Origin of the sequence: Sporolactobacillus sp. Y61 (genome assembly GCF_040529185.1) — a bacterium.
Taxonomy (GTDB): Bacteria; Bacillota; Bacilli; order Bacillales; family Sporolactobacillaceae; genus Sporolactobacillus.
In genome coordinates this window covers 2,146,961-2,168,151 of sequence record NZ_CP159510.1, presented here as the reverse complement: position 1 = coordinate 2,168,151, position 21,191 = coordinate 2,146,961, and the positions used below count along the sequence as shown (strand labels likewise).

The window sequence follows — 21,191 nt, the reverse complement described above, 5'->3', positions numbered from 1 at the left end:
ATATTCACCCCCGTGTTGATGATCCCAGCCTTTCAATTAAAACTTCCGCAAAACCGCTGTCCACAACTGCGACGATGACTCTGAAGGGCTGCCCGATTGCTTGACCGAGTTCTGCCCGGTCTGGCACAGTGAGCAGCGGAATCTGATAATAGCGGCATTTATTTTCAATAGTCTTCGTTGTTCGCAGGGACGCATCTGCCGACAGGATCACTGCTTTCGCCTTCTGATCACGGATAGACCGAATGACCGTTTCTTCCCCCGAAATCACTTTCCCGGCTCTCTGTGCAAGGCCCAGAAAGGACTGCCAGCTCTTAATTCTCCCTGACATCTGCAGCATGTTCCTCAAGGTATGACATCATGTCCTGAAAAACAGAATCGGGAACGGGCACACCAAGCTGGCGGGAAAGGAGTTTTTTATTTTTTGCTTTCATTACACATTCTTCCTTTTTCGTCAGATAGGCGCCTCGTCCGTTTTTCTTGCCTGTCATATCAAGGGTTACTTCGCCTTCAGGAGAACGGACAACCCGAAAAAGATTCTTTTTTTCCGCTGACTCCTGACAAACGATACACTTTCGCATAGGTATTCTACGCTTTCCGGGCATGAATACCATCCTCCTTAATTTTTTTCAGGGTTTGACTGAGCGGGATCAGTTGATTCTTCATCGTCCTGCTCAGGAACATCATCCGCCTGATTTTCTTCGGAAGAATCAGCCTGATTGCTGATTTTATCAAACAATCCGATTTCTTCGGCTTCGGATTCACTCTTAATATCTATTTTCCATCCTGTCAGTTTTGCCGCCAGGCGGGCATTCTGACCTCTTTTTCCTATTGCAAGAGACAGCTGATAATCCGGTACAATGACTGTCGTTGCTTTTGCCTCTTCATTAACGAGAACATCTACCACTTTGGAAGGGCTCAGTGCATTTGCCACATAGGTCACAGGATCTTCTGACCAGCGGACGATATCTATCTTTTCGCCCTTTAATTCATTAACGATCGTCTGAACTCTTGCCCCTTTCTGCCCGACACATGCACCGACGGCGTCAACAGTCGGATCTTCGGCATACACAGCGATTTTGGAGCGGTCACCTGCTTCTCTTGAAATGGATTTAATTTCAACTGTACCATCGTATATTTCCGGCACTTCAAGTTCAAACAGTCTCTTTAATAATCCCGGATGTGTCCTGGATACAGTAATCATCGGTCCCTTTTTGGCATCTTCAACTTTTGTAATATACACCTTGATTCTGTCATGCGGGTGATAAACTTCATTCGGCATCTGTTCAGACTGGGGCAATAAGGCTTCTACGCGTCCAAGATCAACATAGATAAAGCGATGATCAAGTCTTTGAACGATACCTGTCATAATATCATCCTCGCGATCAATGAACTCTGAGTAGATCACACTGCGTTCTGCTTCTCGTACACGCTGTGTAACGACCTGTTTTGCCGTCTGTGCCGCGATTCTGCCGAAATTTCGCGGGGTGACTTCAATTTCAACCGTATCCCCCAGCTGATAATTGCTGTTCAGCTTTTTCGCCTCTTCAAGAGAAATCTGGAGATTTTTATTATCCACAGCTTCGACGACTTCTTTTCGGGCATAGACTTTGATCTGTCCCAGTCCTTCATTAATATCCACCCGAACGTTCTGCGCCTGATCAAAGTTCCTTTTATAAGCCGAGATCAGCGCTGCTTCAAGCGCCTCAAGCAGAACTTCCTTACTGATTCCCTTATCTTTCTCAAGTGCTGTGATGGCTTCCACTAAATCACTGCTCATTCTTTACTCCCCTTTTCAAAGCGCCGTGATACATAAAGAAAATGAACGAAGCCAGGCCCTCGCCCCAAATGTACCATAGTCGCACATCCAATACGATCATTCTTAGCATTTATACTTTCTTATCGTGTCAGAAAACAACCGCCAGTCTGCCGCTGGCGATCTTCTCGACAGGCAGGGTGATCTGTTCAACTCTGGTCTTATCCTTAATGGCTATAACCACCTGATTTTCATTTGCATCAACAAGTTTTCCTTCGAAAACTTTGGACCCGTTAAACGGCTCATAAGTGGTCACATGAACATTTTTCCAACAGAGTTTACGTAATCCTGAGAGTTGTTCAGCGGTCGCTCAGCACCTGCGGAAGAAACCTCGAGAAAATAAGATTCTTTTATCGGATCCTGTTCATCAAGTGCTGCACTGAGTTTCTCACTTACCTGAGCACACGTATCCAAATCTACCCCCTCCGGCGAATCAATAAAGACACGAAGGTAGTGATTCTTTCCTTCCTTAACAAATTCAATGTGAACAAGTTCAAGATTCAACCCGCGTAAAATCGGGGAAATCAATTCATCCGTTACCCTTGCAATTGTGCCAGCCATGTCCAGCCTCCTTTTGAAAACAAAAGAGCGGGAAGTTCCCACTCTTTGCAGACGAACTATTTCCAGCATTTCCTTAATCACTATATCATACACACCTGATCAAGGCAAGAATGGCAGGTTAAAAAAGGGAAAGCTGGTTGGCATCGGGCAGGCCTTCAAGACATCCCTGGCTATCGAGAAATTCAAGAACGGTTTTTGATATTCTTGCACGCTTTTGCAAATCTTCTTTGGATAAAAACTCACCGTCGTCCCGTGAAGCAGCTATGGCCTTTGCAGCATTTGTCCCGACGCCCGGGATGGCATTAAATGGCGGAATGAGTGAGTCCCCGTCCACCAGAAAACGGGTCGCATCCGAGCGATACAAATCCACAGATTGAAAGCGGAACCCCCGCTCACACATTTCAAGAGCCACTTCAAGGACGGTCAACAGACTCTTTTCTTTAGGGAGCGCATCGTTACCCTTTTGCTCAATTTCATCCATTTTCCCTTTAATTTCACCAGAGCCTTTTTTCATGACATCGACATCAAAATCATCGGCGCGAACTGAAAAATAGGTCGCATAAAACAGAATCGGGTAATGAACCTTGAAATAGGCAATCCTGAAGGCCATCAGAACGTATGCCGTCGCATGCGCTTTTGGAAACATGTATTTGATCTTCAGACAGGAATCCATGTACCAGTCGGGTACATGATTTTCTTTCATTTCGGCAATCCACTCATCATTCAGTCCTTTACCTTTCCGGACAGACTCCATAATCTTGAATGCGTGAGAGGGTTCGAGTCCCTGATGCATCAGGTCGATCATGATATCGTCACGGCATGAAATGACATCCTTCAAAACGCATGTCCCATTATCAATGAGGATCTGGGCATTCCCCAGCCAGACATCCGTACCATGTGATAAGCCGGATATTTGAACCAGTTCAGCAAACGTTGTCGGTTTGGTGTCCTCAAGCATCTGGCGGACAAATCGGGTGCCGAACTCCGGTATACCCAGTGTCCCCATTTTACATCTGATTTGTTCCGGTTTAACGCCAAGCGATTCGGTTGAACTGAAGATTTTCATGACGTCCTTATCATCAACCGGAATGGTTTTCGGATCAATACCGCTTAAATCCTGAAGCATGCGGATCACTGTAGGATCATCGTGACCCAGAATGTCCAGTTTGAGAATGTTATCGTGGATCGAGTGAAAATCAAAATGTGTCGTTTTCCATTCCGCTGTTTTATCATCGGCCGGGTATTGTACAGGAGTGAAGTCATAAATTTCCATATCACGCGGAACAACAACAATCCCGCCCGGATGCTGGCCGGTCGTCCGTTTGGCGCCGGTACATCCTGATGCAAGTCTGTCTCGTTCAGCCGAACGAAATTGTTTCCCTGTCTCTTCTTCAAATCCCTTCACATAACCATAGGCCGTCTTATCGGCAATTGTGCCGATCGTTCCCGCACGATAAACTTTATCCTCCCCAAACAGCACTTTCGTATAGTTGTGCGCAACGGGCTGATAATCTCCTGAAAAATTAAGGTCAATATCCGGTACTTTATCTCCCTTGAAACCAAGAAATGTCTCAAAGGGGATATCATGTCCGTCCTTCTTCATTGTCGAACCGCATTTGGGACAGTTTTTATCAGGTAAATCAAATCCGGATGCAACCGATCCGTCTGTAAAAAAGATCGAGTGATGACATTTCGGGCACAGATAATGAGGAGGCAGCGGATTAACCTCTGTAATTTCAAGCATTGTTGCGACCAGAGATGACCCTACGGACCCTCGGGAACCGACCAGGTAACCATCGGAAAGCGACTTTTTCACCAGTTTATGTGCGATCAGATAAATGACTGAGAAGCCATGGCCAATAATACTCTTCAGTTCCTTTTTCAGTCTCTTTTCAACAATCTCCGGTAATGTTTCACCATAGAGTTCATGAGCACGCGCATAGGTCTTCTGTTTTACTTCCTCTTCGGCACCATCAATGGTCGGGGTGTACAGCCTGTCTTTAACCGGAAGCACATGATCAATTTCTTCAGCAATATGGTCAGGAGCAGTCACAACCACTTCCCGTGCTTCTTCTTCACCAAGAAATTTCATGCATTCCATCATTTCATCTGTTGTCCGGAAATGAACATCCGGCAGTGTCTGCCGATTGAGCGGATTTCCTGCCTGTGATGTGATCAGTATTTTTCTGTAGATGGCGTCGTGTTTGTCCAGATAATGAACATCCCCTGTCGCAACAACAGGTTTATCCATCTTTTTACCCAGATTCACCAGTTTTTTTATCACATCCTTAAGAGCCAGTTCATCCCGGATGATGCCCTTCTCCACCAGATGCATGTAATTAGACGGCGGCTGAATTTCTATGTAATCATAAAACTCAGCGATCTTTTCAGCCTGTTCGGCAGATTTCTGCATCATCGTTTCAAAGAGCTCACCCCGGTCGCAGCCGGAACCAATGATCAGGCCTTCGCGGTATCTTGTCAGAAGCGATCTGGGGATCCTTGGTACACGATAGAAATAGTTGACATGAGCAAACGAGACCAGTTTATACAGATTCTTCAGTCCGGTCTGATTTTTTACGAGCAGAACGGCATGAAACGGACGAATCCGATCAAGATTTCCCTTCCCCAGATTGTCGTTCAGCTGATCATGATACGTCATGCCTTTTTGACCGGCATCTTTAATCATCTTCCATGCCAGATAAGCGGTCGCCTCTGTATCATAAATTGCCCGGTGATGATGCGTCAATTCTATATGAAAAGCCTTGCACAGTGTATCCAGTTTGTGGTTTTTAAATGTAGGATACAGAAAACGCCCGAGTTCAAGTGTATCAATAACCGGATTGGCGGCTTTTTCAAATCCAAGTTTTTTATAGCCGTTATTGATAAAGCCCATATCAAATGTTGCATTATGAGCAACAAGAATGGAATCACCGGCAAACGCCCTGAATTCCTTAATGATTTCGCCGGCATCGGGTGCATCTGCCAGCATTTCATCAGTAATACTGGTCAGCTCTATAATCTTCCGGGGCAGAGGATGATGAGGATTGGCAAATTTATCAAATTTATCAAGAACCTCCCCATTTTTCATTTTTACAGCGGCTAATTCAATGATTGTGTCATAGACTGCCGACAGTCCCGTCGTTTCAACATCAAATACCGTGTAAACCTCATCCTGAAGCAGGCGGTGATCAAGATTGTAGGCAACAGGTACACCGTCATCAATGACATTGGCTTCAACACCATAAATCACTTTAACGCCAAACTTTTTTCCGGCATTATAGGCTTCCGGAAAGGATTGAACGACACCATGATCGGTGATTGCTATTGCAGGATGACCCCACTCGCCGGCTCTTTTTATCAAATCAGTCGCTGTGACCACGGCATCCATCTGACTCATCACTGTATGTGCATGGAGTTCCACACGTTTTGATCCGGACGGAGCCTGATCCATGGTTTTATGTGCGGGAATTTCTTCGATATCGTTCGCAATCATCACGAGATCGTGTACAAAATTGTCATTCTGTATGCCCCCGCGTACTTTAAGCCACAATCCTTTTTTCAGGTTTCTGAACCGTTCAGCATCCTCTTTATCACGAGAAAAGGATTTGACCATAAGGGAATCTGTGTAATCAGTGATTTTAAAGATCAGGAGCGTTCTTCCGCTTCTGAGCTCCCTTGTTTCAGCATCAAACACATACCCCTGAATCGTGATCCGCCGCTCTTCATCCTGTATGGTTTCAATAGAAACCGGTTCATCGTGGATGTCATAACCGATCTTGAAGGGGCCATCATCCGGCTTCCCCTGGGCTTCTTTGTTCTTTTTGCGTTCGATCATGGCCTCCACGACTTTCTGATGATCCTCTGCTTCTTTCTGCCTGATAAAAGAATCGTAGGCTTTTGACTTCTGATCCGCATTAATGGCTACATTTACGGTAAACGGCGGAAAACCGAATGATTTCAGCTGCTGATTCAGGGCGTGAGGAAGCTTGCGTTTCATCAGGGCGGCTTCTGCTTCATTGGTTGCCGTCAATGTCAGTCTGTGTCCGTCTGCGGCAGGTTTCTGTACCGAAAGACTGCTTTTAAGTGCAGGAAAGCGGGTTACCAGCTGACTGGAAACTCTCGGCCAGTATTGTTCGACCAGGCGTTCTGCACCCTCGTCTGATCTGGCCTGAATGGAACAGGTTATTGTGGGTACAATACGGTTAAAGTGCTTCTCCAGGCTGCTCTCGATCCACTCAAAAATCTGTGAGGGAAGGATATGGTCCAGAAGAAAATCAAAGTGCCACTTATGTTCATGTCGAAAGACAGTCAATTTCACGATCTCTCCATGAAGAAAGTAACTGTCCTTCCACTCATCAGGGGTTTCGATCTGCTGCATCAGAACCGACCATCTGTCAGCCTTGCTCATCGGTTCGCTCATCTGAAAATCTCCCTCCTGTGAAATTTCCTGTTTATGATCTGTCATCACACTTTTTCAGATTAATAACTTTATGTTTTTCAGTTTAATCGTTTTTCAGCTAATCAGCAATAAGCGAAACAGGGCCCCCTGTTCGAATTTGATGACATGTCGTCACTGATCTATTTCCTCCCGGGTTCTTGTCCTGAACCAGATCCGCAGCGAACGCATGACCTCCTGCATCAGCTGTCATGCCGTTGAAACAGAGAGAGGGAGCCATTTAATAATGGCTCCCTGCTGAACCCCTGCCAGATGCTCCAATCACTTCTCTTTATCAAGTATCGTTTCAATCGTTTTGTTGAGTTCGCTCACGGTGCATAGTTCACGGTGACCTTCTTTTCTTCCCCCTGCTTCGACGATATGGTCCGATGCTTTTTTCCCGACGACCACCTGAACCGGGCAGCCAATCAGTTCACTGTCTGCAAATTTAACCCCCGGACGTTCTTTTCGGTCGTCCCATAAGACATCGAAACCAAGATCAGTTAACTGCTTATAAATAAGCGCGGACAAGTTTTTCTGATCTTCCTTTTTCGGATTCATGGTAATCAAATGTATGGCAAAAGGGGCAAGAGATTTTGGCCAGATCATCCCTTTATCATCATGATACTGCTCACAGATAGCAGATAATGTCCGGGAGACCCCTATTCCGTAACAGCCCATAATCAGGGGCTTGCTTTTTCCTTTATCGTCAAGGAATAAAGCATTCATGGCTTCCGAGTATTTTGTACCCAGTTTAAAAACCTGACCGACTTCTATCCCCTTGGCAAAATGTATGGTTCCTTTCCCATCCGGGGATGGATCGCCCTCTTTAATAAAACGAAGATCTTCAAAAGCCTCTACATGAAAGTCTCTTTTCATATCCACGTGTTTATATGTCATATCATCGACAGAATCATAGACTTCTGCATGCGTGCAGGTGGCAACGCCATGATCAGCAAGAACGCGGGTTTCTTCAGAAAGTGCCGAGAGGGCGGGAATCTGATCTTTTGCAATGGGTTCAATCAAATCTGCTCCCAGGGCGTTTTTCACTTTAACTTCATTCACTTCGTCATCTGCACGTGTGAAGACCAGGACGGTTTCCGTTCGTGTCTTAAACCATGAGGCCGAAACAAGCTGTTGTTGATCCTCTGCCTGATACCCCTGATCTTTTTCAAGAGGGGCCGCTTCCTTCTGAGGCACATGAACAACAGGTCCGGTCGCTGCCATTTCAAGATTTGCTGCATAATCCGACTGATCAGAGTACGCAATCGTATCCTCACCTATATCGGCCAGTGCCTGGAATTCATGTGTATCTTTTCCACCCATGGCACCTGAGTCGGCAAGTACAGCACGATACTTTAATCCACACCGGTCAAAAATACGCCGATACGCATGATACATAGCCCAGTAAGCATCATCCAGCGTTTTTTCATCTGCATGAAAAGAGTATGCGTCCTTCATAATAAATTCACGCCCGCGAAGCAGACCAAAACGCGGACGCTTCTCATCCCTGTATTTTGTCTGAATCTGATACAGAGTCATGGGCAGCTTTTTATACGTATTTAATGTATCCCTGACCAGGCTTGTCACCAGTTCTTCACCGGTTGCTCCCATGGCAAAATACCGGCCGTGCCGGTCCTTCAGACGCATCAGTTCCGGACCATATACATCCCATCTTCCGGATTCATGCCAAAGTTCCGCGGGCTGCATGGCAGGCATCAGAAGCTCCTGGGCGCCGATTCTGTCCATTTCCTCACGGATAATCTGTTCAATTTTCTTTATCACTTTATACCCAAGGGGAAGATAAGAATAGATTCCAGCTGCATTCTGGCGAATAAATCCACCCCGAAGCAGCAGCTGGTGGCTGACCGACTCCGCATCAGATGGCACTTCTTTCAGAGTCGGTATAAACATTTGGCTTTGTTTCATCCACAGCACCCCATCAATATATCAATAGTTAAAGGATCAGCGTGTAAAAATATTTTGTATATCATTCCAGGTCACAAGCAGCATGAGTAACATCAAAAAGGCGAATCCAATGAAATGCACCATAGCTTCCTTCTGAGGCTCCACCGGCTTGCCGCGTACCCCTTCGATAATCAGAAACGTCAGTCTGCCTCCGTCCAGTGCAGGAAGCGGCAGAAGGTTAATGACCGCCAGATTGACACTCAGAAATGCCGCCCAGTTCAATACGATCATGAAGCCCTGTGAAACAACCTGTCCTGTCGCATTATAGATTCCGACAGGTCCTGCAAGCTGATCCAGACTGAACCCGCCGGTTACCATCATTTTCAGCGCGGCCAGCTCCATTTTAATCCAGTAATATGTCTGAGTCACGCCGGCTCCGAGTGATGCTGGTATAGAATGGCGTGTTGGCGGATATACACCGACAACCCCTTCCATACCCTTTTCAGCTTTTCTATGGCCGGCTGTAACATCCATATGATGTATTTTTCCATTTCTTTCAATATTAAAAGTCATTTGTTTGTTTGGACGGGCGCCGATATAGGAAACAATATCCTGCCAGTTGTTCACTTTTTTCTGATCGATACTGATGACCCGGTCATTTTCCCTGAGCCCGGCTTCCTGAGCAGGATAATTATCCACTATCTTCCCCATTCTCGGCGCGTCGGACGGAACTCCCTGGATACTGAAATAAATAATAAAAATCAAAACAGCAAGCAGCAAATTCATGAACGGTCCGGCAAAAACAGTTAAAAAGCGGGCAAGAACCGATTTTGAAGCGAACTGCCTGTCCAGCGGGGATATCTGAAAGTCCTGATTATCGGTCACATAGGTGGCCTTATCGTTCAGATCATAGCGCTTTAATGGCCCGTCTTCTTCCTCATAACCGGAAATAAAGAGATCTTTTTCCAGATCGCAGTGTTCAACCGTCAAAAAACGCGCATCAGGATATTTCTCCGGATGATCGGTTGTTATTCTTGTTACCTGCCCGGCCTCATTAAAATAAAGTCCAACATTTTGTCCGGGCTTAATTTCAACAATTTCCGGGTCCTCACCTGCCATCCGTACATAACCGCCGATGGGAAGTAATCGCAGGGTATAAACGGTCTCACCCTTTTTGGCTGCAAAAATTTTGGGCCCGAAACCAATGGCATATTCACGGCAAAGTATCCCGAATTTTTTTGCAACCCATAAGTGCCCAAGCTCATGAATCGAGACGAGAAGCCCGAAAATGATCACAACGACGAGCAATGTTTCCACATCTTTCACCTCTGCTCCTTACTTGATCAATCCGCATACAAAGTGACGTGTCAGCCGGTCCGTCTCTTCAATAGTTTCCAGATCCGGTTCCGGAATGACCTGATGCTGTTCCAGTGCCCGTTCAATTAATGGTTCTATTTCAAGAAACGGAATCCGTCCTTCAAGAAAAGCCTCCACAGCAACTTCATTTGCTGCGTTCAGGACGGTCGGCATCGAGCCGCCGGCACGCCCGGCTTCATAAGCGAGTGATACAGCCGGATACCTCTGCCTGTCTACTTTCTGAAAATGGAGCGTCCCTGTTTTCCATAAGTTTAACCTTTTTGTTTGCCTGAGTTCAAGTCTGCGGGGGTAAGTCAGCGCAAATTGAATCGGAACCAGCATACTGGGAAGACCCAGCTGAGCAATCAGACTATGATCAGTATATTCAACAAGAGAATGAACAATACTTTCTCTGTGAATGACTGTTTCAATTCTGTCATATGGCATGTGAAAAAGCCAGTGCGCCTCTATCACTTCAAGCCCTTTATTGATCATTGTTGCCGTATCAACTGTAATTTTTGCGCCCATGGACCAATTCGGATGATTTAGCGCTTCAGCAACTGTTACACCTTTCAGTTCTTTGCGCGTTTTATCACGGAAACTGCCTCCTGAAGCAGTCAGAATCAGTCTCGTTACGGCAGAGCGATCCTGACCCAGCATCGACTGAAAGATTGCAGAATGTTCACTGTCAACAGGAATAATTGCTGATCCTGATTTTTCAGCAGCCTTCATAACAAGATGACCGGCCGTCACCAGTGTTTCTTTATTGGCTAATCCGATCGTTTTCCCTGCTTCAATTGCCGCAAGCGTTGGTTCAAGACCAATGCTGCCAAGTACGGCATTTATGAGCATGTCACTGTTTGGCCAGGCTGCCGCTTCTACCATCCCTTTAAGCCCATATACAAGTGTTGTATGACCGGGTAACATCGTCCGGATCTGCTCCGCAGTTCGCCTGTTTTTAACAGCGACCAGTTCCGGCTTAAATTCCTTAATCAGCGGGAGGGCAGTGTCTATATTCTCACCAAAAGAAAAGGCACTGACTGTGAATTCTTCCGGGTGTTCCCTGACCACAGCCAGCGTCTGTGTGCCTACAGATCCTGTGGCACCAAGCAGACTGATGCGCTTCAATGATCATCCCTCCATATATATCAGATAATACCGGTCAAATATAATAAAGGCAGCACAAAAATCAGACTGTCAAATCGATCAAACAGCCCGCCGTGACCGGGAAGAATTGATCCGGAATCCTTGACGTTGAAGTGGCGTTTAACCGCTGATTCAACAAGATCTCCCATTTGACCGGCGACAGAGATAATCAGCGCTGCTATGAATAGTTCAAACCATGAATGGAACACCATAGCCGGTGCAATCAGCTGAAAAATGACAGCTGTCAGTAGGGCCACAATAATTGCTCCTGCCGAGCCTTCAATGGTTTTGTTCGGACTGATATGCGGAGCAAGCTTGTGTTTTCCGAACGACCTTCCGACAAAGTAGGCCCCGCTGTCGGTCGCCCAGATGGTGATCTGCACAAAAAGGACAAGTGCCAGACTATGGAAGCGCATCTGGACAAGTAGATAAAAAGGAATGCTTATGTAAAGGGCAGAAAAAGTCAGATAAGCTGCCTGTGTATAATCAAAATGATTTTTTGAAAAGAAAGTCATGACCGCCATGACAAGAATGAACAGAATCAATAGCCTGATGAACAGCACTTCAAAGGAACCTTTGTCCGAAAAAAAAGGGAAAAGAACGATGGCTATAACAAAAAACATCCCAATCAGCACAGGGCCGGATGAATATTTCATCCTGTCCATGAGAGCCGTTTCCGTAAAAGCAATCCCCGCAATCATCGCAGCCATAATGGCGAACGGATAGGAACCATAGAGAAGGAAGGCGAGATACAGTGCACCTGCTACAACACCTGTCAGTACCCTCTGCTTCATTTATTATCTCCACCCTTTCCGTTAAGGCCACCGAATCTACGCTGTCTGCAGGCAAATTCACGGACCGCCTTACGTAAATCTTCTTCGTTGAAATCCGGCCAGAACGTGTCTGTGAAATACAGTTCCGTATACGCAAGCTGCCAGAGCATAAAATTACTGAGACGTAATTCTCCGCCCGTACGTATCAGCAAATCCGGATCCGGGAGAGCCGGGCTGAGCATGTAATCAGCTAACAGGTCTTCATCGATCGACTCAGGATCCAGTTTTCGGGCCTGCACGTCCTGAACCATTTTTTTTACAGCTGAGACAATCTCAGAGTGGCTTCCGTAATTCAAAGCAAAGTTCAGAATCAGTCCTGTATTTGATTTTGTCTGTTCAACAGCCTGAGAAACAGCACGCATCGTATACTGCGGGATCCGGGTCATGTCCCCCATCACGCGAATCTGGACATTATTTTCAATCAGTTCGACCAGATAAGTATTTAGAAATTGCTGAGGCAGTTTCATCAAAAAGTCAACTTCTGATTTCGGCCTTTTCCAGTTTTCTGTCGAAAAAGCGTATAAGGTCAGTACCTTGACACCGAGCCGTTGTGCTTCCAGAGTCACTCTTTTTATGGTTTTTAATGCCTCTCTGTGTCCGGAGACCCGCGGAAGACTGCGTTTTTGCGCCCAGCGTCCATTTCCATCCATAATGATGGCCACATGTTCAGGAATTTTCTGCGCATCCGATGAAAGCTGCTTATGGTATTCCGCCATGTCTGTTTTATTCAAGGAAAGTTTCCTAAACATCGTATTTCCCCCATAATCTGCTCTGAAATCAGAACTGCCCGGTTCAGCCGTGATGAGTCATGTTGCCTGAAAGACAGTTTATTTAAATAGCCTTCATTTCTTTTTCTTTGTCAGCGGTTATCTGATCAATCTTTTCAATCGTTTTATCGGTCATTTTCTGAATGTCTTCTTCGGCAGCTCTGACATCGTCTTTCGTCAGTTCATTATTTTTTTCCATTTTCCTGACCTGGTCATTGGCTTCGCGACGGACATTTCGAACGGCGACTTTGGCTTCTTCGGCAAATTTCCCGACAAGTTTTACAAGTTCTGCCCGTCTTTCCTCAGTCAGTGCCGGGATCTGAATCCGGATAACAGCTCCATCATTCACTGGAGTGATGCCCAGGTCTGATTTAAGGATACCACGTTCGATATTCGCAATAGATGAACGATCATAGGGCTGAATCACCAAAAGACGGGCTTCCGGAGCAGAGATGGAAGCAATCTGCTTTAATGGTGTTTCAACTCCATAATATTCTACCGTGACTTTGTTCAAAATGGAAGGATTTGCGCGGCCGGCCCGGATTGTTACCAGTTCACGCCGAAACGCCTTCACTGTTTTTTCCATCTTTTCTTCTGCTTCATTGAGCACATCTTTTTGAGCCATGTTTATCTCCCCTTTACGACTGTGCCGATATCTTCACCAAGAACGGCTCGTTTAATATTTCCTTCTTGCCCGAGTGAGAATACAACTAATGGGATGTTATTATCCATGCTTAAAGACGAAGCTGTAGAATCCATAACCTGCAGGCCATCATTAAGGACTCTGAGATAGGAAATTTCCTTATATTTTTTTGCGGATTTATCTACTTTAGGATCAGCCGAATAAACCCCATCCACATCGTTTTTAGCCATTAATATCACATCTGCCTCAATCTCAGCAGCCCTCAGTGCTGCTGTTGTGTCTGTCGAGAAATATGGATTACCGGTTCCGGCTGCAAAAATGACAACTCTGCCCTTTTCAAGGTGACGGATAGCCTTCCGGCGAATATAGGGCTCAGCGACCTGACGCATCTCTATCGAAGTCTGGACACGTGTTCCAACACCCAAACTTTCGAGACTGTCCTGAAGTGCAAGCGCATTAAGAACGGTTGCCAGCATGCCCATATAATCAGCCTGAGCACGATCCATGCCCATTTCGCTCCCGTTTTTCCCACGCCAGATATTTCCGGCTCCGACAACGATCGCTACCTCCACGTTCAGCTCTACAACCTCTTTCACCTGCTTCGTAATCGAGCGGATCACCTTCGGATCAATGCCGAAGCCACTCGATCCGGCCAATGCCTCTCCGCTTAATTTCAAGATCACCCGTTTATATTTGGCTTTCTCGGTCATCTTCATCTACCCCTCTGTACACTTTTTAAAAAACGGGACACGTGAAGTGTGCCCCGTTTATGTTGACCCGTTATAGCAGGGTGCCTGACCGGCAAACCTGCAGATGCAGATTATTGCTTCATTTGTGCTTTGACTTCATCAGCAAAATTTTCTGCTTTCTTCTCAATTCCCTCGCCTACTTCATACCGGACAAAAGCGTTTACCTCTGCATGATTCTGTTTCAGAAATTCCTTTACTGTAATATCTCCGTCCTTAACGAAAGGCTGATCAACGAGGCAAATTTCCTTAAAGAACTTTTTCAGCCGTCCTGTAACCATTTTTTCAACGATGTTTTCCGGCTTTCCTTCACCCAGCGCTTCCTGTTTCAGGACTTCTTTTTCATGTGTGACAATATGATCGGGAATTTCCTTCTCCGTGAGATATTGAGGTTTAATGGCTGCTATGTGCATCGCCACATCCTTTGCCACCGATTCATTTTCTCCGGTCAGACTGACAAGAGCGGCAATCCGCCCACCCATATGCAGATACGCACCAAATATATCCGTATCCTTTTTGTGAATCACTTTGAAACGGCGCAGGGCAATTTTTTCACCAATTTTGGCAATAGCCGATGTAATATAATCGGCGACAGTACCCTCTGTACCCGCCAGTTTCTGGCCCAGTGCTTCCTCAACGTCAGCCGGCTCTTCCTTCAGAAGGTGTCCGGCAAGCTTATCCAGCAACTGTTTAAATTCATTATTTTTTGCCACAAAGTCCGTTTCAGAATTGACTTCCAGTGCCACAGCTTTATTTCCTTCAACTTTAATTTCAGTCAAGCCTTCAGCGGCAACACGGCCCGACTTTTTGGCTGCCTTCGCAATTCCTTTTTCACGAAGGACATCGATTGCTTTCTTAATATCCCCGTCTGTTTCCGTCAGTGCGCGCTTGCAATCCATAATACCTGCACCGGTAAGATCACGAAGCTCTTTAACAAGTTTTGCATTGATTGCTGTCACTACACATCCTCCTGACATCTGTTTTTTTCGTGAAAAGAGTGATAAAGGGCATTTTCCCCTTATCACCCTGTAAAAAGAATCAAATGTTTATTCAGCTTTAACGGGTTCTTCGTTTGCTGAATTCTTCGTTTCAGCCATTTCTTCTGCGGCGTCGCTGTTTTCTTCTCCCTGATTCGCTTCCAGAACGGCATCTGCCATTTTTCCGGTCAAAAGCTTTACAGCGCGAATGGCATCATCATTTCCCGGAATAATGACATCTATTTCATCAGGATCGCAGTTTGTATCTACGATAGCGATAATCGGGATATGAAGTTTACGTGCTTCAGCAATAGCAATTCTTTCTTTACGTGGATCAATAACAAACAGAGCCTGAGGCAGGCTTTCCATGTCTTTGATGCCACCAAGAAATTTCTCCAGTTTCGCCATTTCCTTCTTCAGGCCGACAACTTCCTTTTTCGGCAAAACATCAAAGGTCCCGTCTTCCTGCATCTTTTCAAGGTCTTTCAAATGTTTGATTCTCTTACGTATGGTTTCAAAATTGGTCAGCGTTCCGCCAAGCCAGCGCTGATTGACATAAAACTGTCCTGAACGTTCAGCTTCAGCTTTAACAGAATCCTGTGCCTGCTTCTTCGTTCCTACAAACAGAATTTTTCCACCTTCAGCAGCAATGTCTCTGACATACTGGTAGGCTTCTTCGACTTTTTTCACCGTTTTCTGGAGATCGATGATGTAAATACCGTTTCTCTCCGTAAAGATATAGGGTTTCATTTTTGGATTCCAGCGACGGGTCTGATGTCCGAAATGAACACCGGATTCCAGAAGCTGCTTCATAGTAATAACTGACATGCAAATTCCTCCTGTTGGTTTTATTCCGCCGACAGCCTCTTATTCGTACGAAACTGAGTACTCAGCACCCTCGTACGGATCAGCCGCCGTGTGTGATTGACACCAAATGTTAATATACCACAAAGCAGGTGCAGTGACAAGTTCAGGTATGCCTGTTTTCGCGGAATTTTAACAGCAGTTCTACTTCTGCTTCTCCGCGGTTCAGCCTTTTGGCTATTTCAGCATTGGTCTTTCCTTCCTGCTTCAGTTTTAAGGCGCGAATATAGACTGACTGTTCCCATTTATCCTTTATACCTTCTACCGGTGGTGTCCATTCTTCCTGAGGTTTGCCGGGCTCTGCCGGAGAATCCACCGGACCAGGTGCTCCTCCGTCCGTGTTAGCGTCGAGCGACTGACTGAGTACCTGACGAAAGGCTTTGCTGTTTTCCACAACGGCAGCGTCGGCAGAGGAATCCGACTTAAGCGTACCCGAATCAGTCGGATCGACTTCATGCGCTCGCCCGTCTGTCTCAGTCTGCTGATAATGAGCCAGTTCACGAATCAGGCGGTCATTTTCTTCTCTCATCTCTTTCAGGTGAGTATCAAAGGCACGTTGCAGGTCATCTGCAAATTTCCGCGGATCCCTTTCATGAAGCAGACGAATTTTTTGATATAGAAGTACGATCAGATAAAACGCCAGCAAGATGAGTACAAAGTTCAAAGCCGTCCAGAAGGCAATCATCCATTTTCTCTCCTTTATAACCGTTCATTTTCTTTTGTCACAAGAAACTGCCGCAGTTTAAACAGTGCTTTGCTGTGAATCTGAGAAATCCGGGATGTTGACAGACTTAATACCTTGCCGATTTCCGTTAAGGTCAGTCCGTCATAATAGAATAATGAGACGACCAGTCTTTCTTTCTCATTTAATTTGTCTATTTCTTCGGCCAGCCTCTGTTTGTTTTCTTCATCAAGTACGTGCTGATCCGGTAATACGGCAGCCGTGTCCTCGAATGTGGCAGGTGCATGATCAGAACTTCCTGCCGGAAAAACATCGTCCAGCGATAAAAGATTTGAGAACAGTCCTTCTGAAATGATCTGAGACACTTCCTGATCAGTCATGCCGCAGGCTTCGGCTACTTCCTCAAGAGAGGCGGAACGTTTCTTTTCCTGCTCTATTTGCTCAGCAGCCCGTTCGATCCTCTTACTTTTTTCACGAACGGATCGCGGCATCCAATCCTCTTTGCGCAAACCATCAAGAATGGCTCCCCTGATGCGAAAAGAAGCGTAAGTATCAAACTTCAGATCCCGATGACGGTCAAACTTCTTCAAAGCATCATAAAGCCCGAGCAGACCATAACTTTTTAATTCCCCGCGATCAATATTTTTAGGTAAACTGGCACTGATCCGCCGGACATGATACTGCACAAGAGGCATATACATCTGGATCAGGGCATTAGCTGCATCCTCAGTATGGGACTGAGTCCAGAGTCTCCAGTACTCCTGCTCTTGTGATTCTGATTTTGCCATATGTATTCCTCCCGTTATGCTGACTAAATGAGCAGTTTGCCATGAAGTATGGTCTGAATCATCAAGGTACCGGACTCCGGGTCAAACTCAATGGTCCGCCCATAGCTGTCCCCCGTATCTTCGGCTACGACGGGAATGCCAAACTGGTTCAGCTGTCTGTGGACGGCATCAACATTCCTTTTCCCGATACTGCCTGCTTGAGCATTCGAGAACGATTTGAACATTTCCGCCCCTCCCGCCATTTTGGCTTTCAACCCGTTAAGCGGGAGACCATGGAGATCTGACAGGACATGAATTAATTCGGGAACTGCAGTATCTGCATACTTTCCCGGTGAAAAAGGCCTGACCCGGGACAGAGCGGAATCGGGAAGCATAATATGAGCCATACCTGCAATTCCAGATGACTGATGATAAACAACGACCCCGACACAGGAACCCAGGCCCATCGTTTTCATCTTTTCAGGTTTCCTTACGTACCTGATTTCCGACATACCTACGAAAGTCACCTGAAAAACTTCCCTTCTGTCAACGTAAAGAGCCGATCTACCGAATCGGGAAAGGGGAGAAAAAGGAATTCTCCCTCCAGATTTTTTTGCCTGCTGCCATCAACTAATACAGTATCGATCAGGAGTACATAATCATCACAGCGGGACAGCTCAATCATCCCTTCACCCAGAATAGCGCCCGCCATATCCACTGCCAAAGCCGGAGGTGACTGGGTCATTCGGATTTGAAGAAACGAAGAGAGTGCGGTTAAATAGGAACCACAAAGAATGTTGCTCAGCTCACAGAATGCCGATTTGCCTATGTCCTCATCGGTCACAGATCCCCCGGGCAGAAATGACTGGATTAACTGATTTGCCGAATCCACTTCGACGATCATGAAGAAGCAGCCTTTCAGATCTCCATTAATATTGATAAGGGTTGCAGCGACATATTTTTCCGTCTCTTTACAGGTGATTTCATTTAGCGGAATGACCTGAACAGAAGGAACATTCATATTAATCCGCCGGTTCAGCAGAACAGACAGGGATGTCGCAGCATGTGCAGCACCGACATTGCCTGCTTCTTTCAGCAGATCCAGATGCTCCGACTGCAAATCGGTTAATCGGTACATCATTCGGAACTACCTTTCAATATTTTTCAAATCCTCAATTTCCCTGTCATTTAGAACCTGTTCCAGATTTAACAGAACGAGCAGCCGGTCCTGACTGATTTTTGCGACACCGCTGATAAAACGCGCCTCAGGTCCGCCAACGATGTCCGGTGTCTTCTCAATACCGCCTGCCGGAATATCCGCAACTTCCCTTGCCATATCAACAAGGAGACCAGCCTGAACGTCTCCTTCTTCAACAACAATGACACGGCTTTCTTTTGTTACAGCGGCATGGCCCATGTTCAATCTTCTGCGTATATCGATAACAGGTATAATGGCACCGCGAAGGTTCATCACTCCGCTGACAAAATCTGCGGCGTGCGGGACGCGTGTGACCGTCTGAAACGGTTCAATAGACAGCACCTGTTCTACAGGGACACCGTATGTTTCATGATCTAAATCAAAAAGAACAACCTTCGTCATTTCTTCGCCTGTTGCCATCAGTCAACCCTCCTCAGACATTTTGTTTGTTTCTGCTGTCCCTCAATGATGACCTGGCAATCAAGAATGAGCGACACTTTCCCATCTCCAAGAATGGTTGCACCAGAGAATCCTTTAACATTTTCCAGGTATTTTCCAAGCGGTTTAATCACGATATCCTGATAACCCAGTATTTTTTCAACAGCAAGTCCCGCCATTTTCTTTCCGTGATGAACAACAATGATTGATCCAGAGCTGTTCTGCCGCATTTCAGGGGGATCCGGTATGTCGAGATAACTGGAAAGATCGATCACCGGCATGACATGATTTTGATAGGACATCACCTGCGTATTCCTGATTGTCTGCAGCTTCACCAGACGGCTCAGCGCCGTCTCTTTAATTGAAGTCATGGGGATAGCATAAACTTCACTTCCGCATTGGACAAGCATGGCACTGATTATCGAAAGGGTAAGCGGCAGTCTGACTGTAAATTTAGTACCCGCCCCTTCGGTGGATTCGACCTGAACGGAACCGCTCATTGACTGAATCTTGCTTTCGACAACATCAAGTCCGACACCTCTTCCCGAAATGTCGGAGATTTTTTCGGAAGTGCTGAAACCTGATTCAAACAGGAGATGATAAACATCTTTATCAGTCATTGATGCCTGGGCTTCTTCAGAAATCAGTTTCTTCTGAAGAGCTTTTTTAAGAACCTGCTCTCTGTTGATTCCTGCGCCATCGTCCTCTATTTCTATGAAAACGTGATTCCCGCTGTGATAGGCCCGGAGTGACAGTGTCCCTTCAGGATTCTTGCCCTTTCCGGCGCGCTCGTCCGGATGTTCAATACCATGATCCATGGAATTTCTGATCATATGCATCAGAGGATCCCCAAGTTCATCGATCATCGTTCTGTCCAGTTCCGTTTCAGATCCGCTGATGACGAGATGAACTTTTTTATTCAGCTCCTTTGCCAGGCTGCGCACCATCCGCGGGAAACGATTAAATACCTGTTCGACCGGTTCCATTCTGAGATTCAGAATCGTTTCCTGCATTTGATCCGAGACCGTTTTAATCGTACGCACAGATTCCTGAAGTTCCGGATCGTTCATTGATGCCGCTATTCTTTCCAGCCGGCTTCGATCAATAACCATTTCTTCAAATAAATTCAGTAAATGATCCAGGCGCTCTAAATTTACGCGAATTGTTTTTGCAACCGGTTTTACCTGTCGATAACCCTGCACGCGGTTGTTTGATGCCCTTTTTTTCGCCTGAGCAGGTTTTGCAGATTGATCTGCTTTTTCCTCCCCGGACTCTGACTCTAATGAACGGTCTGAAACAGGAACAATATCCGCACGTTCAATTTCTGAGATGTTCATAACCTTTTTATGAATGGACTCAGCACTCATATTGCTGACATAAACATATGTAAACTGTCTGTCAAATGCTTCTTTTTCTATGTCCTCTGTTGATGGCTCAGATTTAATGATATGCCCTGCCTCTTCAAGTGCATTGGATACCATCAGCGCTCTGGCAGCTTTGAGTACACAGTCGTTTCGCAGCGTGATCTCAATGACGAATGTCTGCATATTCTGATCCTTTGCCTGGGTAATCACAGTCTTGTCATAATCTGAAAAATTTATTTTCGGCAGGGAGTGGCCGGCAGATTGATCCATATGATCCTGACGTCCATTGCCTGCTGAAACCGGAGCCGGATCTGCCTGAACCAGATCCTGCAGTTTAGCAAGAACGCCGTTTATATCCTGCTCATCGCTTTCCCCCTGCTCGACAGAATCAACCATGGATTCCAGCGTGTCCAGGGCTTCAAAGAGTCTGTCAATCATTTCTGAAGAGACAGTAATTTTCTGATGACGCAATGCATCAAACACATTTTCCATTGTATGTGTCAGCTTCATCATATTTCCAAAACCCATTTGTCCCGAACTGCCCTTCAGTGTATGAGCTGACCTGAAAATGCTGCTGATCAGTTCCGGATCCCGGGGCTGATCTTCAAGTTCCATCAATTTATCATTCAGGTTCTGAAGATGTTCCCTGGCTTCATCAACAAAAATGCCTAAATATTGATTCATATCCATAAC

General features: G+C 45.9%; 19 protein-coding genes and 1 pseudogene. All 20 read right to left on the bottom strand.

All coding sequences use genetic code 11. The features are described from left to right. Nucleotides 1–4: 4 nt before the first annotated feature. A complete protein-coding gene (locus ABNN70_RS10265; RefSeq protein WP_206184300.1) occupies nucleotides 5–316 on the bottom strand; it encodes a YlxQ family RNA-binding protein in 312 nt (103 codons plus the stop codon). Beyond that, complete coding sequence (locus ABNN70_RS10260; protein ID WP_129929267.1) at nucleotides 312–602, bottom strand: YlxR family protein; 291 nt, start codon at nucleotides 600–602, stop codon at nucleotides 312–314. Before ABNN70_RS10260 ends, ABNN70_RS10265 begins: the two co-directional genes overlap by 5 nt. A 14-nt stretch (nucleotides 603–616) precedes the next feature. Next, on the bottom strand, nucleotides 617–1,777 hold the full coding sequence (gene nusA / locus ABNN70_RS10255) for a transcription termination factor NusA (RefSeq protein WP_129929266.1): 1,161 nt from the start codon (nucleotides 1,775–1,777) through the stop codon (nucleotides 617–619). A 127-nt stretch (nucleotides 1,778–1,904) separates the two neighbouring features. Beyond that, a pseudogene (gene rimP / locus ABNN70_RS10250) lies at nucleotides 1,905–2,374 on the bottom strand (ribosome maturation factor RimP). A 118-nt stretch (nucleotides 2,375–2,492) separates the two neighbouring features. Then, the gene (locus tag ABNN70_RS10245) at nucleotides 2,493–6,794 is read right to left on the bottom strand and encodes a PolC-type DNA polymerase III (protein ID WP_353947725.1); all 4,302 of its coding nucleotides are present in this window, start codon (nucleotides 6,792–6,794) and stop codon (nucleotides 2,493–2,495) included. Between the two features lie 297 nt (nucleotides 6,795–7,091). Next, complete coding sequence (locus tag ABNN70_RS10240; RefSeq protein ID WP_129929263.1) at nucleotides 7,092–8,738, bottom strand: proline--tRNA ligase; 1,647 nt, start codon at nucleotides 8,736–8,738, stop codon at nucleotides 7,092–7,094. A 36-nt stretch (nucleotides 8,739–8,774) separates the two neighbouring features. Continuing rightward, nucleotides 8,775–10,034 (bottom strand): RIP metalloprotease RseP, encoded by a 1,260-nt coding sequence (gene rseP, locus ABNN70_RS10235; protein WP_129929287.1) that lies wholly within the window; start codon nucleotides 10,032–10,034, stop codon nucleotides 8,775–8,777. Nucleotides 10,035–10,052: 18 nt separating this feature from the next. Next, complete coding sequence (gene dxr, locus ABNN70_RS10230; RefSeq protein WP_129929262.1) at nucleotides 10,053–11,201, bottom strand: 1-deoxy-D-xylulose-5-phosphate reductoisomerase; 1,149 nt, start codon at nucleotides 11,199–11,201, stop codon at nucleotides 10,053–10,055. Nucleotides 11,202–11,221: 20 nt separating this feature from the next. Continuing rightward, nucleotides 11,222–12,013: a phosphatidate cytidylyltransferase gene (locus tag ABNN70_RS10225; protein ID WP_353947724.1), complete on the bottom strand. Its 792-nt coding sequence runs from the start codon at nucleotides 12,011–12,013 to the stop codon at nucleotides 11,222–11,224. Next, the gene (locus ABNN70_RS10220; protein ID WP_353949420.1) at nucleotides 12,010–12,768 is read right to left on the bottom strand and encodes an isoprenyl transferase; all 759 of its coding nucleotides are present in this window, start codon (nucleotides 12,766–12,768) and stop codon (nucleotides 12,010–12,012) included. The genes ABNN70_RS10225 and ABNN70_RS10220 overlap by 4 nt, the downstream gene beginning before the upstream one ends. Before the next feature lie 115 nt (nucleotides 12,769–12,883). Beyond that, nucleotides 12,884–13,444 carry a ribosome recycling factor gene (gene frr, locus ABNN70_RS10215; RefSeq protein WP_129929259.1) on the bottom strand — a complete coding sequence of 187 codons (561 nt, stop codon included), beginning with the start codon at nucleotides 13,442–13,444 and terminating at the stop codon, nucleotides 12,884–12,886. Between the two features lie 2 nt (nucleotides 13,445–13,446). After that, complete coding sequence (gene pyrH / locus ABNN70_RS10210; protein ID WP_129929258.1) at nucleotides 13,447–14,172, bottom strand: UMP kinase; 726 nt, start codon at nucleotides 14,170–14,172, stop codon at nucleotides 13,447–13,449. A 110-nt stretch (nucleotides 14,173–14,282) separates the two neighbouring features. Then, nucleotides 14,283–15,185: a translation elongation factor Ts gene (tsf, locus tag ABNN70_RS10205; protein ID WP_353947723.1), complete on the bottom strand. Its 903-nt coding sequence runs from the start codon at nucleotides 15,183–15,185 to the stop codon at nucleotides 14,283–14,285. A gap of 69 nt (nucleotides 15,186–15,254) precedes the next feature. Next, complete coding sequence (rpsB, locus tag ABNN70_RS10200) at nucleotides 15,255–16,013, bottom strand: 30S ribosomal protein S2 (RefSeq protein ID WP_353947722.1); 759 nt, start codon at nucleotides 16,011–16,013, stop codon at nucleotides 15,255–15,257. A 142-nt stretch (nucleotides 16,014–16,155) separates the two neighbouring features. Next, nucleotides 16,156–16,734: a hypothetical protein gene (locus tag ABNN70_RS10195; protein ID WP_129929255.1), complete on the bottom strand. Its 579-nt coding sequence runs from the start codon at nucleotides 16,732–16,734 to the stop codon at nucleotides 16,156–16,158. Between the two features lie 14 nt (nucleotides 16,735–16,748). Next, complete coding sequence (locus ABNN70_RS10190) at nucleotides 16,749–17,519, bottom strand: FliA/WhiG family RNA polymerase sigma factor (RefSeq protein ID WP_129929254.1); 771 nt, start codon at nucleotides 17,517–17,519, stop codon at nucleotides 16,749–16,751. A gap of 23 nt (nucleotides 17,520–17,542) precedes the next feature. Then, the gene (locus ABNN70_RS10185; RefSeq protein WP_206184299.1) at nucleotides 17,543–18,010 is read right to left on the bottom strand and encodes a chemotaxis protein CheD; all 468 of its coding nucleotides are present in this window, start codon (nucleotides 18,008–18,010) and stop codon (nucleotides 17,543–17,545) included. An 11-nt stretch (nucleotides 18,011–18,021) separates the two neighbouring features. After that, nucleotides 18,022–18,639, bottom strand: coding sequence for a chemotaxis protein CheC (locus tag ABNN70_RS10180; RefSeq protein ID WP_240697280.1), 618 nt, complete (start codon nucleotides 18,637–18,639; stop codon nucleotides 18,022–18,024). 6 nt (nucleotides 18,640–18,645) lie between these two features. Beyond that, a complete protein-coding gene (locus ABNN70_RS10175; RefSeq protein ID WP_129929252.1) occupies nucleotides 18,646–19,116 on the bottom strand; it encodes a chemotaxis protein CheW in 471 nt (156 codons plus the stop codon). After that, nucleotides 19,116–21,188: a chemotaxis protein CheA gene (locus ABNN70_RS10170; RefSeq protein WP_353947721.1), complete on the bottom strand. Its 2,073-nt coding sequence runs from the start codon at nucleotides 21,186–21,188 to the stop codon at nucleotides 19,116–19,118. Before ABNN70_RS10170 ends, ABNN70_RS10175 begins: the two co-directional genes overlap by 1 nt. Nucleotides 21,189–21,191: the final 3 nt, after the last annotated feature.